21 protein-coding genes are annotated in these 22,363 nt (G+C 72.6%); 5 read left to right on the top strand and 16 right to left on the bottom strand.

Annotation, left to right across the window (positions count from 1 at the left end):
* Positions 1–28: 28 nt before the first annotated feature.
* On the bottom strand, positions 29–2,980 hold the full coding sequence (locus tag OUQ99_RS05095; RefSeq protein ID WP_431061516.1) for a UPF0182 family protein: 2,952 nt from the start codon (positions 2,978–2,980) through the stop codon (positions 29–31).
* A gap of 296 nt (positions 2,981–3,276) precedes the next feature.
* Here OUQ99_RS05095 and OUQ99_RS05090 point away from each other — a divergent pair, with 296 nt between their 5' ends.
* The gene (locus OUQ99_RS05090; RefSeq protein ID WP_267948266.1) at positions 3,277–3,798 is read left to right on the top strand and encodes a PPA1309 family protein; all 522 of its coding nucleotides are present in this window, start codon (positions 3,277–3,279) and stop codon (positions 3,796–3,798) included.
* Positions 3,799–3,931: 133 nt separating this feature from the next.
* On the opposite strand, the gene OUQ99_RS05085 is transcribed toward OUQ99_RS05090, so the two are convergent.
* The 3 genes from OUQ99_RS05085 to OUQ99_RS05075 form a co-directional block, all read right to left on the bottom strand.
* Complete coding sequence (locus OUQ99_RS05085) at positions 3,932–4,993, bottom strand: YlbL family protein (RefSeq protein ID WP_267950260.1); 1,062 nt, start codon at positions 4,991–4,993, stop codon at positions 3,932–3,934.
* Positions 4,994–5,169: 176 nt separating this feature from the next.
* Positions 5,170–5,613: a molybdenum cofactor biosynthesis protein MoaE gene (locus OUQ99_RS05080; RefSeq protein WP_267948265.1), complete on the bottom strand. Its 444-nt coding sequence runs from the start codon at positions 5,611–5,613 to the stop codon at positions 5,170–5,172.
* Positions 5,614–5,702: 89 nt separating this feature from the next.
* On the bottom strand, positions 5,703–6,770 hold the full coding sequence (locus OUQ99_RS05075; RefSeq protein WP_267948264.1) for an NAD-dependent epimerase/dehydratase family protein: 1,068 nt from the start codon (positions 6,768–6,770) through the stop codon (positions 5,703–5,705).
* A 122-nt stretch (positions 6,771–6,892) separates the two neighbouring features.
* On the opposite strand from OUQ99_RS05075, the gene OUQ99_RS05070 reads away from it, so the two are divergent.
* Both OUQ99_RS05070 and OUQ99_RS05065 read left to right on the top strand, forming a co-directional pair.
* The gene (locus OUQ99_RS05070) at positions 6,893–8,341 is read left to right on the top strand and encodes a zinc-dependent metalloprotease (protein ID WP_267948263.1); all 1,449 of its coding nucleotides are present in this window, start codon (positions 6,893–6,895) and stop codon (positions 8,339–8,341) included.
* Positions 8,342–8,914, top strand: coding sequence for an NUDIX hydrolase (locus OUQ99_RS05065; protein WP_267948262.1), 573 nt, complete (start codon positions 8,342–8,344; stop codon positions 8,912–8,914). It begins immediately after the preceding gene.
* A 206-nt stretch (positions 8,915–9,120) separates the two neighbouring features.
* Here OUQ99_RS05065 and OUQ99_RS05060 read toward each other — a convergent pair whose 3' ends face one another.
* The 6 genes from OUQ99_RS05060 to OUQ99_RS05035 all read right to left on the bottom strand — a co-directional run bounded on the left by OUQ99_RS05060 (position 9,121) and on the right by OUQ99_RS05035 (position 14,393).
* Entirely contained in the window at positions 9,121–9,702 is a 582-nt protein-coding gene (locus tag OUQ99_RS05060) for a M48 metallopeptidase family protein (RefSeq protein ID WP_267948261.1), read from the bottom strand.
* Between the two features lie 315 nt (positions 9,703–10,017).
* On the bottom strand, positions 10,018–10,176 hold the full coding sequence (locus tag OUQ99_RS05055) for a hypothetical protein (protein ID WP_267950591.1): 159 nt from the start codon (positions 10,174–10,176) through the stop codon (positions 10,018–10,020).
* A 57-nt stretch (positions 10,177–10,233) separates the two neighbouring features.
* On the bottom strand, positions 10,234–10,512 hold the full coding sequence (locus OUQ99_RS05050) for a WhiB family transcriptional regulator (RefSeq protein WP_267948260.1): 279 nt from the start codon (positions 10,510–10,512) through the stop codon (positions 10,234–10,236).
* A gap of 205 nt (positions 10,513–10,717) precedes the next feature.
* On the bottom strand, positions 10,718–11,086 hold the full coding sequence (locus tag OUQ99_RS05045; RefSeq protein ID WP_267948259.1) for a hypothetical protein: 369 nt from the start codon (positions 11,084–11,086) through the stop codon (positions 10,718–10,720).
* Between the two features lie 279 nt (positions 11,087–11,365).
* Positions 11,366–12,274, bottom strand: a complete 909-nt coding sequence (gene tesB, locus OUQ99_RS05040) for an acyl-CoA thioesterase II (RefSeq protein WP_267948258.1) — start codon at positions 12,272–12,274, stop codon at positions 11,366–11,368.
* Entirely contained in the window at positions 12,267–14,393 is a 2,127-nt protein-coding gene (locus OUQ99_RS05035; RefSeq protein ID WP_267948257.1) for an ATP-dependent DNA helicase UvrD2, read from the bottom strand. The genes tesB and OUQ99_RS05035 overlap by 8 nt, the downstream gene beginning before the upstream one ends.
* A 268-nt stretch (positions 14,394–14,661) precedes the next feature.
* On the opposite strand from OUQ99_RS05035, the gene OUQ99_RS05030 reads away from it, so the two are divergent.
* Both OUQ99_RS05030 and OUQ99_RS05025 read left to right on the top strand, forming a co-directional pair.
* Entirely contained in the window at positions 14,662–14,922 is a 261-nt protein-coding gene (locus tag OUQ99_RS05030) for a mycoredoxin (protein ID WP_267950259.1), read from the top strand.
* Between the two features lie 152 nt (positions 14,923–15,074).
* Positions 15,075–15,530, top strand: a complete 456-nt coding sequence (locus tag OUQ99_RS05025; protein ID WP_267948256.1) for an ANTAR domain-containing response regulator — start codon at positions 15,075–15,077, stop codon at positions 15,528–15,530.
* A 276-nt stretch (positions 15,531–15,806) separates the two neighbouring features.
* Here OUQ99_RS05025 and nudC read toward each other — a convergent pair whose 3' ends face one another.
* The 6 genes from nudC to OUQ99_RS04995 all read right to left on the bottom strand — a co-directional run bounded on the left by nudC (position 15,807) and on the right by OUQ99_RS04995 (position 22,361).
* Positions 15,807–16,757: an NAD(+) diphosphatase gene (nudC, locus tag OUQ99_RS05020; protein ID WP_267948255.1), complete on the bottom strand. Its 951-nt coding sequence runs from the start codon at positions 16,755–16,757 to the stop codon at positions 15,807–15,809.
* Positions 16,758–16,891: 134 nt separating this feature from the next.
* Entirely contained in the window at positions 16,892–18,274 is a 1,383-nt protein-coding gene (locus OUQ99_RS05015) for a dipeptidase (RefSeq protein ID WP_267948254.1), read from the bottom strand.
* Positions 18,275–18,460: 186 nt separating this feature from the next.
* Positions 18,461–19,507 carry a 2-aminoethylphosphonate ABC transporter substrate-binding protein gene (locus OUQ99_RS05010; RefSeq protein WP_267948253.1) on the bottom strand — a complete coding sequence of 349 codons (1,047 nt, stop codon included), beginning with the start codon at positions 19,505–19,507 and terminating at the stop codon, positions 18,461–18,463.
* 82 nt (positions 19,508–19,589) lie between these two features.
* On the bottom strand, positions 19,590–20,387 hold the full coding sequence (locus OUQ99_RS05005; RefSeq protein WP_267948252.1) for an ABC transporter permease: 798 nt from the start codon (positions 20,385–20,387) through the stop codon (positions 19,590–19,592).
* The gene (locus tag OUQ99_RS05000; protein WP_267948251.1) at positions 20,374–21,309 is read right to left on the bottom strand and encodes a 2-aminoethylphosphonate ABC transporter permease subunit; all 936 of its coding nucleotides are present in this window, start codon (positions 21,307–21,309) and stop codon (positions 20,374–20,376) included. The genes OUQ99_RS05005 and OUQ99_RS05000 overlap by 14 nt, the downstream gene beginning before the upstream one ends.
* Positions 21,306–22,361, bottom strand: coding sequence for an ABC transporter ATP-binding protein (locus tag OUQ99_RS04995; protein WP_267948250.1), 1,056 nt, complete (start codon positions 22,359–22,361; stop codon positions 21,306–21,308). The genes OUQ99_RS05000 and OUQ99_RS04995 overlap by 4 nt, the downstream gene beginning before the upstream one ends.
* Positions 22,362–22,363: the final 2 nt, after the last annotated feature.

Raw genomic sequence — 22,363 nt, 5'->3', positions numbered from 1 at the left:
CGCCCCCGGGAAGGGGGCGGACCCGGTCCTACTCGTTCATCTGCTCCTCGATGGCTTCCAGGGCCTCGCGCAGGCGGTCGTTCGCCTGCTCGTTCGACTCCTGTGCCTCCTCCCAGGCCTCCACGGCCTCGTTGAGGGCGTCGGTGAGCTCCTGGTCGGAACCGCCACCGCCGCCGCCACCGCCGCCGGCCTCGTTCTCCTCAGGGGCCTCCTCGGGCGTCTCCTCGGGAGTGCCCTCGGCGCCCTCGAAGAGGTTGCTGAGCGCGTCCGGCAGGTTGCTGCCGATCGCGACCTCCTCACCGAAGCCGACCATGACCTGCTGGAGCAGCGGGAAGGAGGCGCTGCCGCCTCCGCCGGCCTGCACGTAGAGGGGCTCCACGTAGAGCAGGCCGCCCGCGAACGGCAGGGTGAGCAGGTTGCCGCGCGTCACCTCGGCGTTGGACTGCTCCAGGGGCAGCAGGACCTCCCGGACGTCGGCGTCCGCGTCGAAGGCGTTCTGCACCTGTCCCGGACCGAAGATCACCGTGCTCCGCGGCAGCTCCAGCAGCTTCAGCTGCCCGTAGTCCTCGGAGCGCGGATCGCTGTCCACCGCCATGAAGGCCGCCAGGTTCTCACGGCCGCGAGGCACGAACGTGCTGGTCAGCGAGAAGCTGGCCTCCTCGGCGCCCGGGTACTGGATCGTCTGCCGGTAGGGCGGCTCCGGGGCCTCGGTACCGCCGGTCGGGTCGTTGGGCACGGCCCAGAAGTCCTGACCGCCGTAGTAGGCCGCGGCGTCCGTGACGTGGTACTCGCGCATGATCTCGCGCTGCACCTTGAACAGGTCGTCCGGGTAGCGGACGTGGTCGATGAGCTCATCGCTCATCTCGTCCCGGCTCGTCACCGTGCCCGGGAAGGAGTCCATCCAGGTCTGGAGGACCGGGTCCTCCTCGTCCCACGCGTACAGGGTGACGGTCCCGTCGTAGGCGTCGACGGTGGCCTTCACCGAGTTCCGGATGTAGTTGACCTCGTTGCCCGGCAGGGCGCCGACCTGCTGCGCCGACCCGTCCGTGAACGTGTCGGTCACCGCCTGGGTGAAGTCGATCCGGTTGGCGTACGGGTAGCCGTCGGAGGTGGTGTAGGCGTCGACGATCCAGACCACCTTGCCGTCGACGACCGCCGGGTAGGGGCGGCTGTCCACGGTGAGGTAGGGGGCGACCTTCTCCACGCGGTCCAGCGGGTCGCGCTCGTAGAGGATGCGCGAGTCGCCGGTGATGGCGCTGTTGAGCAGGATGTTCGGTTCCTGGTACTTGATCGCGTACAGGATCCGGTCGAAGAAGTTGCTCAGCTGGACGCCGCCGCTGCCGTCGTAGCGGTTGTAGGCCTGCGAACCGCTGGGGTCGGCCTCCTCCTCGGTGCCCTCGGTCCCGTCGCCGCCCTCGGCGGGCGGGTCCTCGTTCGTGGGCTCCGGGCTCTCCTGGGCGTCCGCGTCGCCCGGCGCCCGGGCCTCGTCGGGGGCGGGGCTGACCTCGGGATCGACAGCGTCGTCCAGGGTCGGGACGTCTGCGGTGTCCTCCTCCGAGTCGAGGGGGTAGTCGTACTCCTCCTCGGCCTGGACGATGACGTACTCGGCGCCCTCGCGGCCGTAGTAGATCCGCGGCTGGTACTCGCCGGTGACCTCGCTCAGCTCGCCCCGCGGCGGGATGTTGTACTCGGTGAAGACCGGGCGTCCCTCTGCGTCGATGTCGCTGCCGGTGGCGGCGACCATGCCGTAGCCGTGGGTGTAGATGAGGTGCCGGTTCAGCCAGTTGTCCTGGTCGTCGGGCGGGCCGTCCAGCTCGCGGACGGCCACGATCGTGTCGATCAGGTTGCCCTCGGCGTCCGGGTAGCGGTCGACCTCCAGGACGTCCGGGAACTGGTAGAAGCCGCGGACCTGCTGCATCTGCTGGAAGGTCTGGGAGACCACCGAGGGGTCGGCCAGGCGCACCTTGGTGCCCTGGGACTCCTCGACCAGGTCCTGTGCGCTGAGCTCGGTGGTGGCGTCGTAGGCCTCGACCTCGGCGTCCGCGATGTCGTACGCGTCGCGCGTGTACTCGATGTTGCGCTCGATGTACGGGCTCTCCAGGCGCTGCTCGTTGGGGTTGACCTGGAAGCGCTGGACGATCTCGGGGTAGGCGACGCCGACCAGGACGGCGGACAGCACCAGGAGCCCGAGGCTGGCCATGGGGACCATGGTGTTCTTGAAGTAGATGTTCGCGAAGAACAGCACCGCGCAGATCACCGAGATGACGGTGAGGATCATGAGGGCGGTCTTGACGGCGTTGACGTCGGTGTAGGACGCGCCGAAGGTGTAGCCGCGCTCGGAGAAGACCAGCCCGTAGCGGTCCAGCCAGTAGGAGCCCGCGCGCAGCAGCACGAAGAGCCCCAGGAGCACCGAGAGGTGTACGCGGGCGGCCGGGGTGGCGCGCTGGCCGGTGTCGTTCTGGAGCCGGACCCCGCCGTACAGGTAGTGCACGATCACCGCGGCGATGAACGCCAGGATGACGGCCGCGTACAGGTAGCCGAGCAGGATGCGCAGGAACGGGTAGGTGAACGCGAAGAACGCGACGTCCATCCCGAACTCGGGGTCGTTCACACCGAAGTCGGTGCTGTTCGTGAACTGGAGGTACGCGCGCCAGTCACCGCTGGCGGCGACCCCGGCCAGGAGCGCCAGGGCCCCGACGGCGATCCAGAAGAAGAGCTTGCGGTGCGGGTCGATGGACTGCCGGTAGCGGTCCAGGCCCTGCTGCTCCAGGCTCATCGGCCGGATGCCCGGCCGGGAGCGGTACGCGAAGTAGACGCTGGCGCCGACGATGACGGCCATCACCAGGCCGGCGACGGCGAACAGGAGCACACGGGTCCACAGCTCGGTCAGGAAGACCGAGGTGTAGCCGACGGAGCTGAACCACTTGTAGTCGGTCCAGAAGTTCGCGGCGAGCATCAGCCCCGCGATGATGACGACCACGGTCGCCGCGACTGGCGCGAGCAACCTTGATCGGCGAGGCATACGCGCAGGTGGTGCGCCGGGCGATCGGAAGCTCACGCCTCCCCCTCGTTCTGGCTTGGTAGGTGCGTTCGGTGCGCGTGTGGCGCCTTGTTACTGAAAACTTAAATGGTGGGTGCCGGGTTCCCGAAATCACCCTCACGCGGGTGACAAGGCTGCATCGTTGCTGTATCGGAGTCGCATCCGGGAGGCTCCGTTGCGACCCTACTGTCCGGGAACGGGAGCCGCGGGGTTCCCACATCGGTCACTATGGAAACGTGTCGAACATTCGCGAAGCCGTCATGGACCTCGAACGCCACACCGCCGAGCAGGGCTGGGACCGGCCGCTGGGGCTGTACGCCCTGGTGCCGACCGCCGAACTGCTGCGGGCGGAGCCGGCGCTGGCCGATCTGCTGGGGATCGGCTCCCCTGCCGATCCCGACGAGTTGACCCCGGTCGAGCAGGAGCCGCTGCCCGACGACCTCCCCCTGGAGGAGGCGCTGGGGCGCATCCTCTGGCCCGAGGGCGTGGCGGGGTGCGCCCTGGTCATGGAGCGCCTGGTGGTGAAGGGTTCGGACGAGACCCTGGCCGCCGGCGAGGACCCGAGCGCGTCCGGCCGGGAGACCGAGGAGATCCGCATGGTCGCGGGTGTGATGCGGGACGGTTCGCGGCACTGCGCGATGCGCATGCGCAGCCACGACAGCGAGTCCGAGGTGCTCAACGGCGCAGACCTGATCCCGGCTCTGACCTCCGCCCTGGCGCTGACCCTGGACCTGGAGGAGGAGCCGGGCGGGGAATGACCCCGGCCGGTCCGCGAGAGTGCACGGGAGGCCCCCGCCGTGACGGCGGGGGCCTCCCGTGCCTTCTCGTCCGTCGCCCGGCCGTGGAGGGCCGGGGTGCGGGGCGGCTCCGGCCGCGCCCGGCCCGCGGCCCCTACTCGCAGCGGGGGAGGTCGTCGCCGCCGCCGCGGATGGTCTCCAGGGCGTCGACCGCGTCCGTGAGGGTCTCGACGCGCACGACGTCCAGCTCGCCGTAGGCGGCCGACTGCGCGACCTGGGAGCAGCTGTCCGCGGCCACGAAGAAGTACTCGGCGCCGGCGCGCTGGGCGCTGACCATCTTCTGCGGGATGCCGCTGATGCCGCCGACCCGGCCGTCGGAGGTGATGGTTCCGGACCCGGCGACGTCGACGCCTCCGGTGAGGCCCTCCTCGCTGAGCCGGTCCATGATCCCCAGGGCGAACATCATGCCCGCGCTGGGGCCGCCGATGTCGCCGATCGTGATGTCCACGTCCACGGGGAAGTCCATCTGGTCGGAGATGAGCACGCCGACCGCGGCGCCGCCCTCCTCGCCCTCCTCGGTGGGGATCTCCACGTCGACCGTCTCCCCGTCGCGCTCCAGGGTGAGCCCGACCGGTTCTCCGGGCTCCCGGTCACCGACCCGGTCCACGACCGCCGAACTGCCGACGGCCTCCTCGGAGCCGTCGCCGCTCACGGTGGGGACGGCCGTGCCGTCCACGGCGAGGACGACGTCGCCCTCCTCGACCTCTCCGTGCGCGGGCATGCCCTCGACGGTCCCGTTGACCACGGGGACCGCCTCGTACTCCATGCCGAGCTCGTTGAGGGCGGCGGCCGTGGCGCTGGTCTGGGAGTCGTTCATCTGCACGGTCTGGCGCTCGCTGACCTCCTCGGGCGTGCGCCCCGCCGGGAACAGCAGCTCCTCGGGGAGGACGGCCTCGGTGGGCGAGAGCCACGCGGTCACGACGCCGAAGAAGTTGAGCCGGTGCTGGGGCCCGCCCGCGTACTGGACGGTCACCATCGACAGGGAGCCCTCGTGCTCGTAGCTCTCGGCCCCGCCGATCTCGATCACGGGCCCCTCCTCGGTCTCCCCGACCGTGTTCACGGTGAGGCCCGGGGCCGCCACCAGGTAGGGCAGCGGGAGGAGGAGGCTGCCTGCTCCGAGCCCGACGAGAAGGGCGAGAGCGACAACAAGGGTCATGACACGACGAACCATGCGCACAGCTTATTGCCGCCGGAGGGCCTGGTGCGCTCGTCCCCGCCCCGGTCCGTCCGGGCCGGACCCGGGCGCCGCCGGGGCGTCTTCCGTGGACGCCTCCGGCGGGCCCGGCGCCCGCGCCGACCGCCGCGGACCCGGGGCTGCCCGCGGAGCACCGCCTACGGCCGGGGCTCGCCCACCCACTCGCCGTCGCCGTCGCTGAAGGCCTGCTGCTTCCAGATGGGCACCTGGGCCTTGAGGTCGTCGATGAGCCTGCGGCAGGCGGCGAAGGCCTCCTGCCGGTGCTCGGCGGCGGCGGCCACGACCACGGCGAGGTCGCCGATCTCCAGGTCGCCCACGCGGTGCGTCGCGGCCATCCGCACGACCGGACGGCCGGGCGCGGACGTGTCCGCCAGGACCTTCTCCATGACGGAGCGCAGCTTGGCCTCCACCGTGGGGTGCGCGGTGTAGGACAGCGCCGCGACGTCACGGCCGTGGTCGTGGTCGCGGACGGTCCCGATGAACACGGCGGTGCCGCCCGCGCGCGGGTCGGACACCGCGGCGAGCACCTCGTCCACCGACAGGGGGGTGTCGCGTACAGACGCCAGAGTGATCTCTTCCACGGTCCGACCGTACCAATCGGGCGTTCCCCCATGTCGCGGCGGGAGTGCGCGTTCCGGGCACGTGTGCGCCCGTACGTGCACCGCCCGCCTCACCCGCCCTTGCGTTTGCGCAGGTGGCGGATGGCGGCGGCGGTGCCTATGGCCGCGGCCGCGGCGCCGGCCGCCCCGGCCGCGGTGATGGTGACCTCCTTGCGGCCCAGGCTGCGCCCCACGAGGGCGTGCTTGCCGCTCCTGGACTCCAGGAGGGCCCTCAGGGCCGCCTCGTTGTCGTGGCCGGGCTTCCAGCCCGCGTCGCGCAGCGCGGCGCAGTCCACCACGCACGGGTAGACGAGGAACTTGAGCTCCCCCTCCGCGGCGGGGGTGATCCTGGCCTGGTGGAGGCGCCGTATCGCTCCGAAGGCCAGGTTGGCGGGCACCTCGAAGTGCTTCATCCCGGCGACGGCCTCCACGTCCTCCTGGGTGAGGGAGCCCTCGCTCGCCACGGCGACGACGCCGTCGGAGCCCTCCACGCCGTGCAGGGCGCAGAAGGCCAGGGCGTCGGCGAGGTCGTCCTCGTGGCAGAACTGCCAGTGCTGCCTGTGCCCCTTGACGGTGAGCAGGCGGGGGGCGGAGAAGTGGCGGCTGAGCAGGGTGTCGAGCTCGGGGCCGACGAGCGGGGCGGGCCTCACCACGGTGACCGCGAGGCTGGGGTGGGCCCGGCGCGCGCGCTCGGCCAGGGCCTCGATCTCCGCGAAGTCGCCCATCAGCCCGTCGCTGTTGTCGGAGACGCGGGTGGCGTTCTCCGGGAGCGGCACGGGGTTGTCGGCGGCGGCGCCGTAGACCATGGTGCTGGTGACGAGGATGACACGGGGGACCCCCGAGGCGGCCGCGGCGGTGAGGACCGTCTGGGCCGCGCGGATGTTGTGCGCCCGGCGCTGGGCCGGCCTGGTCTCCAGGGAGCGGTCGTCCGCGGTGTGCACGAGCACGTCGACCCCGTCGAGGCGGGACACCAGTCCCGGGTCGCACACGTCGGCGATACGCCATGTCACACCGCGCAGGTCGGCGAACTGATCGTCGATCGCGACGATCTCCCGGGGGGCCGTGGAACCTTCCGGCGTGGCCAGGCGTTGCACGAGGAGCCGGCCCACTCCGGACGCGGCACCGGTGACAGCGACCACCGTGCCCGCTCCTCCGGAACGGCTGTGCTCTGGGCGAACCTGGCTGCTTTCGGTATTCACTCCGGGCGACTCCCAGCTAACGTGACAGTGGAGACCAAACCTAATCCTGCCTGAGGTCTGATGTGAGCGACCTGCCTTTCGGTTTCAGCATGCCGAACGATCCCGATGACGAGTCCGGACGCCGATCTGGCGACTCCGGCTCGGGTGCCGGCAGCGGCCGCCCGGGCGGAGGGGACTCCGGAACGCCGGACGGATTTCCGTTCGGCGACCCGCAGCAGATGGCCAACATGCTGCGCCAGTTCGCCGACATGATGTCGGCACAGCCCAGCCCCGGCCCCGGGGGCGGCGGCAGCACGCCGTCGTCCGGGGTCAACTGGGAGATGGCCAAGGACGTGGCACGGCAGACGGTCGCCCAGGAGGGCGACCCGAGCGTGCCGGTGTCCGACTACGCCAAGGTCGAGGAGGCCCTGCGCCTCGCTGACCTGTGGCTCGACCAGGCTACCGACCTTCCTTCCGGTGTCCAGACCGCCCAGGCCTGGAGCAGGTCGGAGTGGGTCGAGAAGACGATGGAGTCGTGGGTCCAGCTGTGCGACCCGCTGACGAGCAGGACCGTGCGCTCCATGGGGCAGAACCTGCCCGAGGAGATGCAGTCCGTGGCCGGCCCGCTGCTGGGCATGATCCAGCAGATGGGCAGCATGATGGTCGGCCGCCAGGCCGGCCAGGCGGTCGGCGAGCTGTCCCGCGAGGTCGTCGGCACCGCCGACATCGGGCTGCCGCTGGCCGGGGAGGGCAACGCCGCTCTCCTGCCGGGCGGGGTCGAGCGCTTCAGCGAGGGCCTGCAGGTCCCCGCCGACGAGGTGCGCCTGTACCTGGCCGCGCGCGAGGCCGCGGTGCACCGCCTCTACGCCCACGTGCCGTGGCTGCGCTCGCACGTGTACCGGCTCGTCAGCGAGTACGCGGACGGGATGTCCTTCGACGTCAGCGGCCTGGAGGACCGGCTCGGTGAGATCGATCTCACCAACCCCGAGGCGCTCCAGGAGGTCCTGGGCGGTGCGGGCGGCGAGAGCCTGCTCCAGCCCGAGGACACCCCTCAGCAGAAGGCGGCCCTGGGCCGCCTGGAGACCACCCTGGCCCTCATCGAGGGCTGGGTGGCGACCGTGGTGTCGTCGGCGGTGTCCGGGCGCCTGCCCCAGTCGGACGCGCTCTCCGAGGCCACCCGCCGCCGCCGGGCGACCGGCGGTCCCGCGGAGCACACCTTCGCGGCGCTGGTCGGCCTCGAACTGCGCCCGCGCCGCCTGCGCGAGGCGTCGGCCCTGTGGTCCGCACTGGAGGAGGCGCGCGGTATCGAGGGGCGGGACGCCGTGTGGCAGCACCCCGACCTGATGCCGACCGGCGAGGACCTGGACGACCCGGACGCGTTCGTCAGCGGCGGCGGGGACTTCGGCGGCGCCGACTTCGACATCTCCTCGCTGACGGGCGACGCGCCGGGGGCGGGGCCCGACCGCGGGGGCGCCCCGGAGGCGGACGGCTCCGAGGACGACGGGGACGACACCCGCGGGAAGGACTCGTAGGTGTCACTGCACGACGACGCCAGGGCGGTGCTGGGCGCGTGGACCGCGCCCGACGCCCGGCAGGAGGAGCTGCGCCGCTCCTACGTGGAGCACCTGGACGGGCACCCGGACGGCATGTGGCGCACCTGTCTGCCCGGCCACGTGACGGCGAGCGCCGCCATCATCTCCGCCGACGGCTCGCGGGTGGTCCTCACCCTGCACCGGATCCACCGGATGTGGTTGCAGACCGGGGGCCACTGCGAGCCGGACGACACGACGCTGGGGGCGGCCGCCCTCCGGGAGGCCGTCGAGGAGTCGGGCCTGCGGGACGTGACGCTCCTCCCCTCCCCGGTCCGGCTGGACCGGCACCGGGTGCCCTGCGGCGGGGGCAGCTTCCACCTGGACGTGCAGTACGCGGCGGTCGCCCCGGCCGATTCCGTGCTGGTGTGCGACCCCGACGAGTCGGCCGACCTGGGATGGTTCCCTGTCGGCGGCCTGCCGGAGCCCACCGACGACTCCGTGCGCGACCTGGTGCGCGCCGCCGCCGGGGCGGTGGCCGCTTACCGCGGCGCCGCGAGGGCCGCGGACGCCTGAGCCCGCGGGCATCCGGCGCCGCGCCTGACGGGTCCGCGCATCCCGGCTCGGAGGGCCCCGCCGACGCGCGGCACCGTCCCCCTCGGACGCGTTCCGCGGGATCCGGGCGGCGGGGGCCGCGCGACGAGGGCGTCGACCGGACGACGGGCATGATGCGGGTTCCGGGCGCTCCGGAGCCGTGCCGCGGCCCGGCCGGGCCGCGGGGGCTACTCCTCCAGGGCGACCTCGGCGATGCCCAGTTCCTCCACCTCGTCCTCTTCCCCGTCCTCGTCGTGGTCGCAGGCCTCGGTCCGCGAGGCGGCGCTGAACCCCTCCAGGTACCCGCGCGCGCGTTCGGCCCGGGGATAGCGGCGTACCAGGGCCCAGAAGTCCCGTCCGTGGTGGGGGATGGACAGGTGCGCCAGCTCGTGGACGAGGACGTAGTCGACCACCCAGGACGGCATCCCGGCGAGGCGGCGGGAGATGCGGATCGTACGGGTGTCGGGGGTGCACGAGCCCCAGCGCGCGTTCTGGTTGTCGACCCAGCGGACGCTGTCGGGGAGTTCGGCGCCGCCGAGGTAGCGGCGGGCCAGTTCCAGCGCCCGGTCGCGGAGTTCGGTGTCGCCGGGGTGCCGGCGCCCCTCCCGGGCCTCCAGCCGTTGCAGCATGCGACCCACCCAGCGCTTTTCCTCTGCGCGGGAGAACGTCGCGGGCACGAGGACGACCGTGGTGTCCCCGTCCCTGTAGGCCGACACCGTGCGTCGGCGACGAGGACTGCGTCGTACCTCGACTTTGGTGTTCGAGGGCACGAACTTTACGGTAGCCGAGAGGAGAGCTTCCGCACAGATATGACTTGTCCTGTTATGTCATTGATTTCCCTCGATCCCCGGAAGGCGGGATCCCACCGGAAATCACGGTCCCGTCGCGCGTTCTGCCCTGACCAGCACGGTCCGGGCTTCGTCCGAGAGCACATCGTCGGGACCCGCGAAGCCCTCCCTTTTCCCGATCGAGACACAAATGAGACCGGGCGGTCGCCCCTCTCGGGGGTCCCGCCCGGCCTCCGACCGGCTCCGTGATCACCACGGGACGCTCAGCGCCCCGTCATCCCGCCGTACCGCCGCTGGTCAACACAGGCGTGACCACGCGAGATCCATGAGTGCCTGTTCGGCACGGCGCTCCTCCCGCTGGCGGGCGCGCATCACGCGGGCCGTGAGCCTTCTGCTCTGCATCTCACGGGTCTCGACGTCGCTCTGTTCGGCAAGGCGCAGGAGTTCCATCAACATCATCTGTCTTCGTCCTTCGGGAGTTCTCGGGGTTGCGGGTGGAGTTCGGGCGAGGCCTCAGGCCGCGACCGGGGCGGGGTTCTTCCGGGGGCGGCCCCTCGGGCGCTTGCGCGCCACGACCTGACCGGAGACGAGCAGCTGCCCGCCCCACACACCCCACGGCTCACGCCGCTCCAGGGCGTCCGTCAGGCACTGCTCCCTCACGGGACAGGCGCCGCAGACGGCCTTCGCGGCCTCGACGTCGGCGGGCGCCTCGGCGAAGAACAGGTCGGGCTCGAGGCGGCAGGGAACTTCGGTGTCGCCCATCCAGGGCGTCTCCAGGACCGACGCAAGCATCGGTGCCCTCCAAGATCTTTGATCGTTTCGTACAACGCGGTCGGTGATGGTCACCGGAACCGGTCCGGTGAGGGACCTGGACTTGCGATGCCGCCGTCCTCTTCCCTCGTCCCTGGGGGACGGGGATCGGACGGAGATACAAAGAAAGCCGCGGCCCCTGTGTCGGGGTCCGCGGCCACGGTCGAAACTCTCGGCCCGTGTAGCTCTAGGCCGGAATCCTCCGTGGACACTCCCCCGATGCGCCATAGAGGCGCCGGGTAGCTTCAGCGTGTTCCGTCATGCGCTTGCCTCGATCAAGGGCGAGCTCAGGGTTGGCGGGCACACCACTGCCGTTGCCGACACCGGTCGGGACGACCGGGGACACCATCGACAGGTCGCGGGACGTGAAGGTCCCCCACCCGTCGCGGTGGTCCTTGGCGCCGTGACCGGCACCGGTGGTGATGAACTCGCCGAATCCGGCGAGGACGCCCGCGTGACCGCTCTCGGCGGTGCCCAGGACAGTCGTCAGGGACTGCTGACGGGACGACACGGCGAAGCCAGCGATGAATCCGGTGGTCTGCGTGGAGTTCGTCATTTGATCGGGCACCTCCTTCTGAGTCGGGCGGCAGGGTCTTCCACCTGCGCCTGGCGCGGTCATTGCGACGGAGTACAGACTATGGGGTGCCCAGCGAAGACGGCAACCTATTTTTGACCAGGGAAAACGTCCGCATCCGGCCACGGGGGGCGGGGAATTGCGCGGGGCCCGGGAGCGTTACCGGGCGGCCCCGCGGGGCCGTTCCCCGAGGGGTCCGGGAGACGGCGCGGGCCCCGCCCCCGGTCGGGAGCGGGGCCCGCGCAGGGCGGTTCCGCGGTGTCAGGAACCCGGAAGCGCGTCGGACCCGCCCTCGGCGTCCACGACGCGGATCAGCCCCTCCTGGACGACGGAGCAGACGAGCCGGCCGTCGCGTGTGTACACGAGCCCCCGGGCGAGGCCCCGGGCGCCCTGCGCGCTCGGGGCCTCCTGCGCGTAGAGCAGCCACTCGTCGGCGCGGAAGGGCCGGTGGAACCACATCGCGTGGTCGAGGCTGGCCATGGAGATGCCCGCGAACGAGCGGCCGTGCCTGAGCAGGACCGTGTCCAGCAGGGTCATGTCCGAGGCGTAGGTCATCAGGCACACCTGGGTGAGGCGGTCGTCGGGCAGCTTGCCGTCCACCTTGAGCCACACCGGGTTGGTGGCGGTCCGCAGCCGCGGGTCGCGTTCGGCCTCGAAGGACAGCGGACCCACCGGGCGCAGTTCGATGGGGTGCCAGCGCACGAACCCCGGCACCTTGCCGAAGGCGGCCTGCAGGCGCTCGCGCGCGCTCGGGAGGTCCTCCGGCGGCGGCACGTCGGGCATCGGGATCTGGTGGTCGAGCCCGGGCTCCTCCTTGTGGAAGGAGGCCGACAGGGTGAATATCGGCTTTCCGTGCTGGACGGCCACCACCCTGCGCGTGGTGAACGAGCGGCCGTCGCGGACCCGGTCCACCTCGTAGACGATCGGCACCTCGGGGTCCCCGGGGCGTATGAAGTACGCGTGGAGGGAGTGCACGTGGCGCTCCGTGGGAACGGTGCGTCCCGCCGCGACCAGCGCCTGGCCCGCGACCAGTCCGCCGAAGACGCGCTGCGGTCCCTCCGCGGGGCTGCTCCCCCGGAAGATGTTCACCTCGATCTGCTCCAGGTCGAGGACGGCCAGCAGACCCTCCAGGGACTGGCCCCGCGTCTGCTCGTCGGCGCTCTCAGTCATCCGCTGCTTCCTCCCCGTTGTCACCGGCCGGGTCGCCCATGACGTCCGCCGGCTCCGCGCCCGAGACCAGCGCGAGTACCGCCTCACCGTAGCGATCGAGCTTGACGGCGCCCACCCCGGACACGGCGGAGAGCTGGGAGACGCTCGTGGGCTCCTGCTCGGCGATGGCCTGGAGGGTGGCGTCGGTGAAGACGACGTAGGCGGGGACCTTCTGCTCCTGCGCGTTGGCGCGGCGCCAGTCGCGCAACCGCTCCAGCAGGGCCTCGTCGTAGCTGGACGGGCAGTCGAGGCAGCGCCCCAGCTTGCGCTCGGCGGTCTCCCCCAGGGCGTTCCCGCACACGCGGCAGCGGGCCACGCCGCCCTTGCGGCGTTCGGCGCGCCTGGCGGACGTGGACGGCGAGGCGGGCCGGAGCCCGTCCAGGAACCGGGAGGGCTTGCGGCTCTTGCGCCCGCCGGGCGAGCGCGCCAGCGACCAGGACATCGCCAGGTGCTCGCGGGCGCGGGTGACCCCCACGTAGAACAGGCGGCGCTCCTCCTCCACCTGCTCGTCGGTCTCCGCGTAGATGATCGGCATCATGCCCTCGGTGAGGCCGACCAGGAAGACGGCGTCCCACTCCAGGCCCTTGGCCGAGTGCAGGGAGGCGAGGGTGACGCCCTCGAAGCCGGGCGCGTGCTCGGTGGCCATGCGCACCTCCAGCTCGTCCACGAGGTCGGCCATGGTGACCGCGCGGCCGTCGGGGGCGGGCTTGGCGGCCATGTCCTCCGCGAGCTGGGCGAGCGCCGCGAGCGACTCCCAGCGCTCGCGGGCCTGGCGGCCCTCGGGGGCCTGCTCGGTCAGCCCGAGTTGTCCGAGCAGCTGCCGGACCGTGTGCACCAGGGGCTCGGGGGCCTCCCCCGCGGCCTCGTGCCGGGCGCCGCGCAGGGTGTGCACGGCCTGCTTGATCTCGGGCCGCTCGAAGAACCGCTTGGTGCCGCGCACCGTGAACGGCACGCCCTCGTCGGCCAGCGCCTGCTCGTAGGCGGCCGACTGCGAGTTGGTGCGCACCAGGATCGCGATCTCGCCGGCGGGCGTCCCGTTCTCCAGGAGGACGCTGATCTTGCGGGCGACCCCGGTGGCCTCGGCGGGCTCGTCCTCGTACTCCTGGTACATGGGGTCGGGCCCGTCGGGCCGCTGCGCCTGCAGGGTCAGGTGGCCGGCCGAGGTGGTGCCGCGGGCCTGGGCGATGACGTGGTTGGCGACCCGCACCACCTGGGGCGTGGAGCGGTAGTCGCGGACCAGCCGGACCACGGTGGCGTGGGGGTAGCGCGCGGCGAACCCGGTGAGGTAGCCCGGGGTGGCGCCCGCGAACGAGTAGATGGTCTGGCTCGGGTCGCCGACCACGCACAGGTCGTCGCGGTCGCCCAGCCAGGCGTCGAGGAGGAGCTTCTGGAGCGGGTTGACGTCCTGGAACTCGTCGACGACGAAGTAGCGGTACTGGTCCCGCACGCGCTGGGCGATGGCCGGGTACTCGTTGATCATCCCGGCGGTGAGCTCGAGCATGGACTCGAAGTCGAGCAGGTTGCGCTCGCGGCACAGCGCCTCGTAGGCCTCGAAGACCCGGGCGATCTCGCCGGGGGGCATGGGGGCCTGGCGGCTCGTCTTGGCGACCGTCTTCTCGTAGTCGGTGGGCCGCACCTGGGTGACCTTGGCCCACTCGATCTCGCTGGCCAGGTCGCGCAGCCCGGTGCGATCGGGCTGCACGCCCACGGAGTTGGCGGCGCGGGCGACCGCCTGGAGCTTGCTCTCGATCAGGGTGGGCTTCTCGCCGCCGATGACCTGCGGCCAGAAGAACGACAGCTGCCTCAGTGCGGCGGCGTGGAAGGTGCGGGCCTGCACGCGGGGGGCTCCGAGCCCGCGCAGCCGCCCGCGCATCTCACCGGCGGCGCGTGCGGTGAAGGTGACCGCGAGCACCTGCTGCTCGGAGACCACCCCGCTGGAGACCGCGTGGGCGATCCGGTGGGTGATGGCCCTGGTCTTCCCTGTTCCGGCGCCGGCCAGGATGCACACGGGGCCGCGCAGCGCACGCGCCGCCTCGGTCTGCTCCGGGTCCAGTCCCTCCAGGACGCGGTCGGGGTCCATGGTGCTCCTGCTGTGGTCGGGGCGGCTGTTCGGGTGCGGGGACGGGGATGATGTCCGGGGGCACACAGTCTCTCAAGTATCGGTTGTGGCGGCGAGCGGATCGGCACTCTGCCCCGATCGAGCGGAATGACACATTCCAGAACCAGTTGGACCTGTGAGGCGTCCCACGTTGTGTCGCACGGTCGCGGGAAGCGGGCCGGACCACTCGGTGTTGAGATGTTGGACCGGACGAAATACCAGCGATCGTAGACAGAAGGACGTGAGCGAGATGACGAGTACGGCGACCGAACAGTTCACGATGTACACCACCCCCTGGTGCGGGTACTGCAAGCGGCTCAAGAGCCAGCTCTCCCGCGAGGGGATCACCGGCGGTGAGGTGAACATCGAGGAGCACCCGGAGGCCGCCGACCTCGTCATGAAGGTCAACGGCGGCAACCAGACGGTGCCGACGCTGGTCTTCAGCGACGGGTCGGCGATGACGAACCCGTCGCTCGCTCAGGTGAAGAAGAAGCTGGCCGAGCTGTCGTAGGACGGTACGCGTGCCGCGGTCGCACCCCGGGGTGTGACCGCGTTCCGTGTCATGGGCCCCGATCGTGACCGACGACGGGACTCCTCCGACGGCACTCGGGCGCTACCAGGGCTCGGACGAGGACGACGGGGAGTGTTGAGTTGGGGGACGACATGAGGTCTCATGACATAGCGGTCGCCGACACGGTGGACACCGGCGTGGTGCGCCGCACCCCGAACGGGTGGCGCGTGGGCGGCGGACAGGAGGTGCCCGACCTGGTGAGCGCGATGGTCCTCGCGGACCTGCTGACCGGTGAGTCGGGGACCGGCCGCCCGCGGTCGCAGGCGCCCGGCCGGGCCCCCGAGGGGGCCTCCGAGGTCGAGCGGCTGCGGCACACCATCGCGCAGCTGGAGCACGCGCTGCACTCGCGCGTGGTCGTGGAGCAGGCGATCGGGGTCCTGGCGGAGCGGCACACGATGGCGCCGCGGGAGGCGTTCGAGCGGCTGCGCTCGTCCGCCCGCTCGCGGGGACGGAAGGTGGCCGACCTGGCACGGGACGTGGTGGAGAGCAGCACGAGCCCTCTCACCTCGCTCCCCGACGAGTTGAACACCTCCCCCGGCTCCGGCTGAGGGGTCGGGGGTGTCCGGCGGCCGGAGGCGGCGGCGGTGCGCGGCGCCCCCGCGCGCGAAGGCGCGCGGGGTGCGTGCGCGACCGCCCCGCCCCGACGGCCGCGTCGCGTGACCGGCCGGCCCGGCCCCGGGGTCCCGGCCTCCCCTCCAGGGTAGGCGCCGCCCGCGGGAGGCGCAGGCCCCTCCGCCCGCCTGTGGACGGCCGCCCCGCCGAGGCCGTGGAGCTGTACTCCGGCAAGGCCCCTCCGCCCGCCTGCGCACGGCCGGGCGCGCCGGTCACCAGCCCCCGGGCAGCTCCGCCCCGTACCAGTGCTCGATGAGGGTGCGGGCGATCGACACCCTGCCGGGCAGCAGGACCTCACCGGTGCGCACCGCCTCGGCCAGCTCGGAGCGGGTGAACCAGCGGGTGACGGCGATCTCGTCGTCGGTGCGCTCGGTCTCCCCGACGGCCCGCGCGGTGTAGCCCATCATCAGGCTCCGGGGGAAGGGCCACGGCTGCGAGGAGAGGTAGCGCGGCCGTTCGACCACCACGCCCGCCTCCTCGGCCACCTCCCGGACGACGGCCTGCTCCAGCGACTCCCCCGCGTCCACGAACCCGGCCAGCACGGAGAAGCGCCGGGCGTCCCAGTGGGGGTTGTTGCCGAGCAGCACCTCCTCGTCGCCGTCCCGGTCCCGGTGCACGAGCATGATCACCGCGGGGTCCATCCGGGGGTACTGCTCGGTGCCCTCCTCCTCGCACACGCGCACGTGGCCGGACGCGGCCGGGGTGGTGCGTGCCCCGCAGCGGGGGCAGAAGCGGTGGGTGGCGTTCCAGTTGGCGAGGGCGACGGCGCGGGTCAGGAGGCCCGTGTCGCGGTCGTCGAGGACCGCGCCGACCTCGCGCAGGGACGCCGGCTCCGCGACGGGGGTGGCGAGCAGCTCCCGCGGGGAGCACACGGCGAAGTAGGCGCGGTCGCCCTCGGCGCCGAGCAGGTAGCGCTCGCCCTCGGGCGCGTCGCGGGTGCCGGTGAGCACGAGTTCGCGGGTGTCCCCGGTGGTGACCAGCGCGCGGGACTGCCTGGCCATGAGCGCCTGCCAGCCGTGGCTGCCCGGGTCTCCGCCCTCCAGCACCAGGACCTGGGAGTCCGGGTCCGCCCACGCCTTGGCCAGCCACTCCTCGTCCACACGCCTGTGTCCGGCGGCGTCGACGGTGGAGCGGGACAGTGAGGGGATCGCGTCGGCGTCCATGGGTCCTTCCAGGGGTCGGGGAGGGCCGTCCGCACGACCCCCGTATACAGGGGTAACACCCCGGGGGGCTCCGTGCATGCCCGTTCCCGGAACACACGCGGTGGCCGCGTGTGTTCCGGGGCGCGGAGGTGAGCTCAGGCCCGGTTCGCGGAGCCCAGTTCCTCCCACAGGTGGGCGATGCTCTCCGCGCCCTTGAGGAGGAGGGGGATCTCCACCTTCTCGTTCGGGGCGTGGATGCGGTCCTCGTCCAGTCCGACGGCGACGAACACCAGGGGCGCGTCGAGGATGTCGGCGATGTCGGCCTCGGGGCCGCTGCCGCCCTCGCGGGTGAACAGCACCTGTGTGCCGAAGGCCCGCTCCATGGCCGAGCGCGCCGCCTTGAGCGCGGCGGAGGACAGGTCCGAGGCGCAGGCGCGGACGCCGGGGCCGCCGAACTCCAGTTCGGCCCGCAGCCCGGCGGGGGTGTTGGCCTCCACGTACGCGCGCACGCGGTCCTGGACGTGCAGCGGCTCCTGGCCCGGCACGAGCCGGAAGCTGACCTTGGCGTGCGCCGAGCGCGGCACGATGGTCTTGCCGCCCGCGCCGGTGTGCCCTCCCCACATGCCGTTGATCTCGGCGGTCGGCCGCAGCCAGATCCGCTCCAGGGTGCTGTAGCCCTTCTCCCCCCAGGTGGCGGTGGACGCGGCGGTCTCCAGCCACTCCCCCTCGTCGAAGGGCAGCCTGGCGATGAGGGCCCGCTCCTCCGGGTCCGCCTCGACGACCCCGTCGTAGAACCCGGGGACCGCGACGCGGCCGTCGTCGTCGTGGAGGCCGGACAGCAGGTCGCTCATGGCCTTGAGGGGGTTGGGGACCGCCCCTCCGAAGGAGCCGCTGTGCAGGTCGCGGGCCGGGCCGTACAGGTTGATCCCGACGTCGGTGACGCCGCGCATGCCCACGCACATGGACGGGGTGTCGGCGGCCCACATGGTGGTGTCGGAGATGACGGCGACGTCGCAGGAGAGGCGGTCGCGGTTGGCTTTCATCAGGTCGGCGAAGTGGACCGAGCCGGACTCCTCCTCTCCCTCCACCAGCAGCTTGACGGTGACCGGCGGCGCGTCGGCCCCGCTGGCCGCCAGGGCGGCGCTCACGCCGAGGGCGTGGAAGAGCACCTGGCCCTTGTCGTCGGAGGCTCCGCGCGCGAACAGGGAGGTGCCGCGCCGGGTCGGGGTGAACGGGTCGGTGTCCCACTCCTCCAGCGGATCGACGGGCTGGACGTCGTGGTGCCCGTAGACGAGCACGGTGGGGGCGCCGGGGTCGGCCGCGGGCCACTCCGCGAACACGGCGGGCAGGCCGGGGGTCTCCCACACCTCGACGGTGGGGAAGCCGGTCGCGGCGAGGTGGTCGGCGAGCCACCGCGCGGACCGCCGCACGTCGTCGTGGTGCGCCGGGTCCGCCGAGATCGAGGGGATCGCCAGCCACTCCCCGAGCGAGGCGAGGAACTCGTCCCTGTGGGCCTCGATGTGGGCGCGCGCGTCCATCTGCCCGTCCTTTCCTAGACGTCCTTGTCGTGAACGAGCCTAGAACCTGGACGAACCGGTCACGCCCGCCCTCGGCGGCACGGTGCGCCCGGGCGGGGGCCGGCCCCGGTCGCGCCCGCCCCCGGCGGGCGGACAGGCGCAACCGGCGCGCGGGGCCGGACGGCCCTGCGGCCCCCGCGCCCCGGTTCAGCTGCCCGTGGCCTCGCGCCAGGCGTCGAGGTACTCGGGGAGGTGGGCGTCGATGTCGTCCCAGTCGGGCTCGAAGACCTCCACTCCCTCCATCAGCTCCTCCAGCGCCTCGGCGTCCTCGCCCTCGGAGGCGACGTCGGTGCGGGCCGGGAAGCCGCCCGCGACGGGGGCCACCCTCTGCTGGGCGTCCTCGGTCAGCAGGAAGTCCATGAGGGCGCGGCCGTTGTCGGCGTTGGGGGCGCCCTCCATGAGCCCCGCGGTGTAGGGCAGGGCGAAGGTGGTGGGGTCGCCGCCCTCCCTCGACGGGAACCAGATCCCGAGGTTGGGCATGGTGCGGGACTGCGCGTAGTTCATCTGGACGTCGCCGTTGGCGACGAGGAGCTCCCCCTTGTCGACCTTCGGGCCGAGCGCCCCGGTCGAGGAGGAGGGGCCGACGTTGTTGGCCTGGAGCTCGCCGAGGTAGTCCATGGCGGGCTCCAGCCCCCCGAAGTCGTGCATCGCCTGGATCACGACCGCGGTGCCGTCCCCCGCGACGCCGGGCGTGGAGTACTGGAGGCGGCCCTCGAACTCGGGCGCGAGGAGGTCCTCCCAGGTGGTCGGCGGCTCGGACAGCTCCTTCGTGTTGTACACGAACGCGAAGTAGTTGTTGACGACGGCGGTCCACTTGCCGTCGGGGTCCTTCACGTCGACGTTCTCGGCGCCCTCGGGCTCGTACGGCTGGAGGAGGCCGAGGCCGTCGGCCTGCTGGATGAAGGGCGGCAGGGTGATCATGACGTCGGCCTGGGTGTTGGTGCTCTCGCGGTCGGCGCGCTGGACCATCTCCCCCGAGCCGCCCTCGACGTACTGGACGGTGAGGCCGGTCTCCTCCTCGAACTCGGCGAAGAGCTGGTCGAGCCACCCCGTGCCCTCCTCGTCGCGCAGGCCGTCGGCGGAGTAGACGGTGACGGTGTCGGCCGCGGCCTCGGTGGGGGCGCAGGCGGCCAGTGCGGCGGCGAGGGCGAGGGCGGACGCGGTGGCGGCGGCCGTCCGGATGCGTGTGGTCATGGCGGTGCCTCTCGGTTCGGTCGGAGCTGGAGGGACGGAAGGGGATGACGGGCCGGGGCGGCGGGGTCGGCGCCGCGCCGGGTCAGCGGAACGACGCCCGGGTGCGGACCCGGGACAGCAGGAGGAGGACGACCAGGGTGGTGGCCATCAGGACGAGGGCGGAGGCCGCGCCGGAGAAGAGGGCCCCCCGGTCGGTGGCGGCGAAGATCCGCACGGGCAGCGGCATCCAGTCCGGCGGGTAGAGCATCATGGTCGCGCTCAGCTCGCCCATGGACAGGGCGAAGCACAGGCCCGCGGCGGCGCCGAGCGCGGGCAGCAGCAGCGGCAGTCGGACCTGGAGCAGGACCCGTGCGGGCTTGGCGCCGAGGGAGGCCGCGACCTGGGAGTACACCGGGTCGAGGCGGTCGAGCGCCGCGGAGACCGACTGGTAGGCGAAGGCGGTGACCAGCACCGTGTGCGCGATGACCACGATGGCCTGGGTGCCGTTGAGCAGGATCGGCGGACGGCTGAACGCCACCAGGAGCGCCAGGCCCACCACGACCGTCGGGACCGCCACGGGCAGCATGAAGAGCGCGTCCAGGACGGCGCGGCCCCGCCGTCGCAGGGAGGTCGCGACCAGGGCCGCCCAGGTCCCGGCGGTGAGGGCCAGGAGGCTGGCCACGGCGGCGGTGACGGCGCTGACCCGCAGCGCCTCCAGGGACCCGCCGCGGGTGACGCCCGCGAAGTTGTCGAGGGTGGGGCCGGAGGGCAGGACGCCGCTCCAGCTGGTGGAGAAGGCCGCGGCGGCGATCACGCCCAGCGGCAGCAGGAACAGCGGCAGCACCAGGGCGGCGAAGAGCCCCCACACCGTCCAGCGGGCGAAGCGGTCATGCACGAGCACGGCGACCTCCGTCGGAGCTCAGGCGGGCGGTGGCCGCCCGGTAGACGAGGTAGAGGGAGACCGACAGGGCCGCGTTGACCGTGGCGACGACGCAGGCCGTCGTGTAGTCGGACCGGAGGATCGCCGCCTGGTACACGAGCATGGGCAGGGTGACGACGTCCTTCGCCCCCGTGAACAGGACGATCGCGAACTCGTTGAGGCACAGCACCAGGACGAGCGCCCCGCCGGCGACCAGGGCGGGCCGTGCCTCGGGCAGGATCACCTCGCGCACCACCCGCAGGGGCCTGGCGCCCAGGGACGAGGCGACCTCCAGCTGCGCGGTGTCCAGCTGGCCGAACGCGGCGAGCAGGGGCCGCATGACGAAGGGCGTGAAGTAGGTGATCTCGGCGAGGATCACGCCCCAGGGCGTGGCGAGGAACCGGAAGGGTCCGCTCTCCGCGCCGGTCAGGTCGGTCCACATCCCGTTGGCCATGCCCACGGTGCCGTAGACGAACAGGAGCGCCAGGGTGATGAGGAAGGACGGGAAGGAGAGGTAGGTGTCGATGAACCGGGCGGTGGCGCCGCTGCCGGGGAAGGGCACGAACGCCACGACGAGGGCGAGCAGGAACCCGAGCACCAGGCAGCCCGCCGTGGAGGTGACCGCCACGAACACGGTGGTGCCCAGCGCCGACCGGAACGACTCGGAGCCCAGGACGTCGGCGTGGTGGGCGAGGGTGAGCCCGCCGCCGGGAGCGGCGACGGACTCCGCCGCGACCAGGGCGAGCGGGTAGAGGAAGACCGCCGCGAGCAGTGCCACCGGGGGCACCGCCCACACCCACACGGGGAGCCGTCGCGGGGCGCGCCCCGGTACGGGGTCCGCCGGGGGCTCCGGGGCGTGTGCCGCGGGCGGCGCGTCCGCCGTCGGGGCCGGGTGCGCGGTCACGACGCCTCCTCCGGGGTGAGCAGGACCGCGTCCCGCCGGGTGAAGCCGAGGGTGACCGTGCTCCCGGGCTCGGGCGGGGCGGGGGTCTCCCTCAGCTCCGCCGTGACCGGGTGGCCGCCCACGAGCGCGGTGACCCTGTGGGTGGAGCCGCGCCACTGGACGTCGGAGACCACCCCCTCCAGGGTGTGCTCGGCCTCTCCCAGGGCGACCCGGTGCGGACGCAGGCACACCCGGAGGTCGTCGCCGTCCGAGGCGCCCGGGGGCAGGTCGGCGGGATCGGCGTCGAGGACGGCGCCGAGGCAGTGCACGCGGCCCCCGGTCAGGCGGGCGGGCAGCAGGTTGGCCCCGCCGACGAACCGGGCGGTGAAGGCGGCCCGGGGACGCCCGTACAGTTCGCGGGGCGTTCCGTGCTCGCGCAGGCGTGCGCGGTCCAGCACGGCGACCCGGTCGGCGAGGGTCAGCGCCTCGCTCTGGTCGTGGGTGACGTAGAGGACCGTGACGTCGGGCAGTTCGCGGTGCAGCCGGGCGAGTTCGGCGAGCATGTCCGAGCGCAGCTGCGCGTCCAGGGCGGACAGGGGCTCGTCCAGGAGCAGCACCCGGGGGCGGATGGCCAGGGCCCGGGAGATGGCCACCCGCTGCTGCTGCCCGCCGGACAGCTCGCGGGGATGGCGGCGTGCGTAGTCGGCCATCCCGGTCATGCCGAGGGCCTCCTCGACGCGCCCGGCGACCTCCCGGCGGGGCACGCCCTGGGCGCGCAGGCCGAAGGCGACGTTCTGGTCGACGCGCATGTGCGGGAAGAGCGCGTAGCTCTGCACCACCATGCCGACCCCGCGGGCGTACGGCGGCAGGTCGGTGACGTCGCGCCCCCCGATCAGGACGCGCCCGGAGGCGGGCCGGACGAACCCGGCCACGGCCCGCAGGGCCGTGGTCTTGCCCGAGCCGGAGGGGCCGAGCAGGGCGGTGAACCCGCCGGGGTCGACGGTCAGGTCCAGGTCGTCGAGGACCACGGTGTCCCCGTAGGCGACGCTGACGTGGTCGAAGCGGATGCCCACGG

It is taken from the genome of Streptomonospora nanhaiensis, assembly GCF_026642255.1.
Lineage (GTDB): Bacteria > Actinomycetota > Actinomycetes > Streptosporangiales > Streptosporangiaceae > Nocardiopsis > Nocardiopsis tropica.
Note: the sequence above shows the minus strand (reverse complement) of the source record. Positions and strands in the feature narration are given on the sequence as shown.

Coding starts and splice junctions, on each gene's coding strand:
- OUQ99_RS05085 (WP_267950260.1), bottom strand. CDS start 4,993: ATGACCCTTGTTGTCGCTCTCGCCCTTCTCGTCGGGCTCGGAGCAGGC.
- OUQ99_RS05055 (WP_267950591.1), bottom strand. CDS start 10,176: ATGTTGATGGAACTCCTGCGCCTTGCCGAACAGAGCGACGTCGAGACC.
- OUQ99_RS05050 (WP_267948260.1), bottom strand. CDS start 10,512: ATGCTTGCGTCGGTCCTGGAGACGCCCTGGATGGGCGACACCGAAGTT.
- OUQ99_RS05045 (WP_267948259.1), bottom strand. CDS start 11,086: ATGACGAACTCCACGCAGACCACCGGATTCATCGCTGGCTTCGCCGTG.
- tesB (WP_267948258.1), bottom strand. CDS start 12,274: ATGACTGAGAGCGCCGACGAGCAGACGCGGGGCCAGTCCCTGGAGGGT.
- OUQ99_RS05035 (WP_267948257.1), bottom strand. CDS start 14,393: ATGGACCCCGACCGCGTCCTGGAGGGACTGGACCCGGAGCAGACCGAG.
- OUQ99_RS05030 (WP_267950259.1), top strand. CDS start 14,662: ATGACGAGTACGGCGACCGAACAGTTCACGATGTACACCACCCCCTGG.
- OUQ99_RS05025 (WP_267948256.1), top strand. CDS start 15,075: ATGAGGTCTCATGACATAGCGGTCGCCGACACGGTGGACACCGGCGTG.
- nudC (WP_267948255.1), bottom strand. CDS start 16,757: ATGGACGCCGACGCGATCCCCTCACTGTCCCGCTCCACCGTCGACGCC.
- OUQ99_RS05015 (WP_267948254.1), bottom strand. CDS start 18,274: ATGGACGCGCGCGCCCACATCGAGGCCCACAGGGACGAGTTCCTCGCC.
- OUQ99_RS05010 (WP_267948253.1), bottom strand. CDS start 19,507: ATGACCACACGCATCCGGACGGCCGCCGCCACCGCGTCCGCCCTCGCC.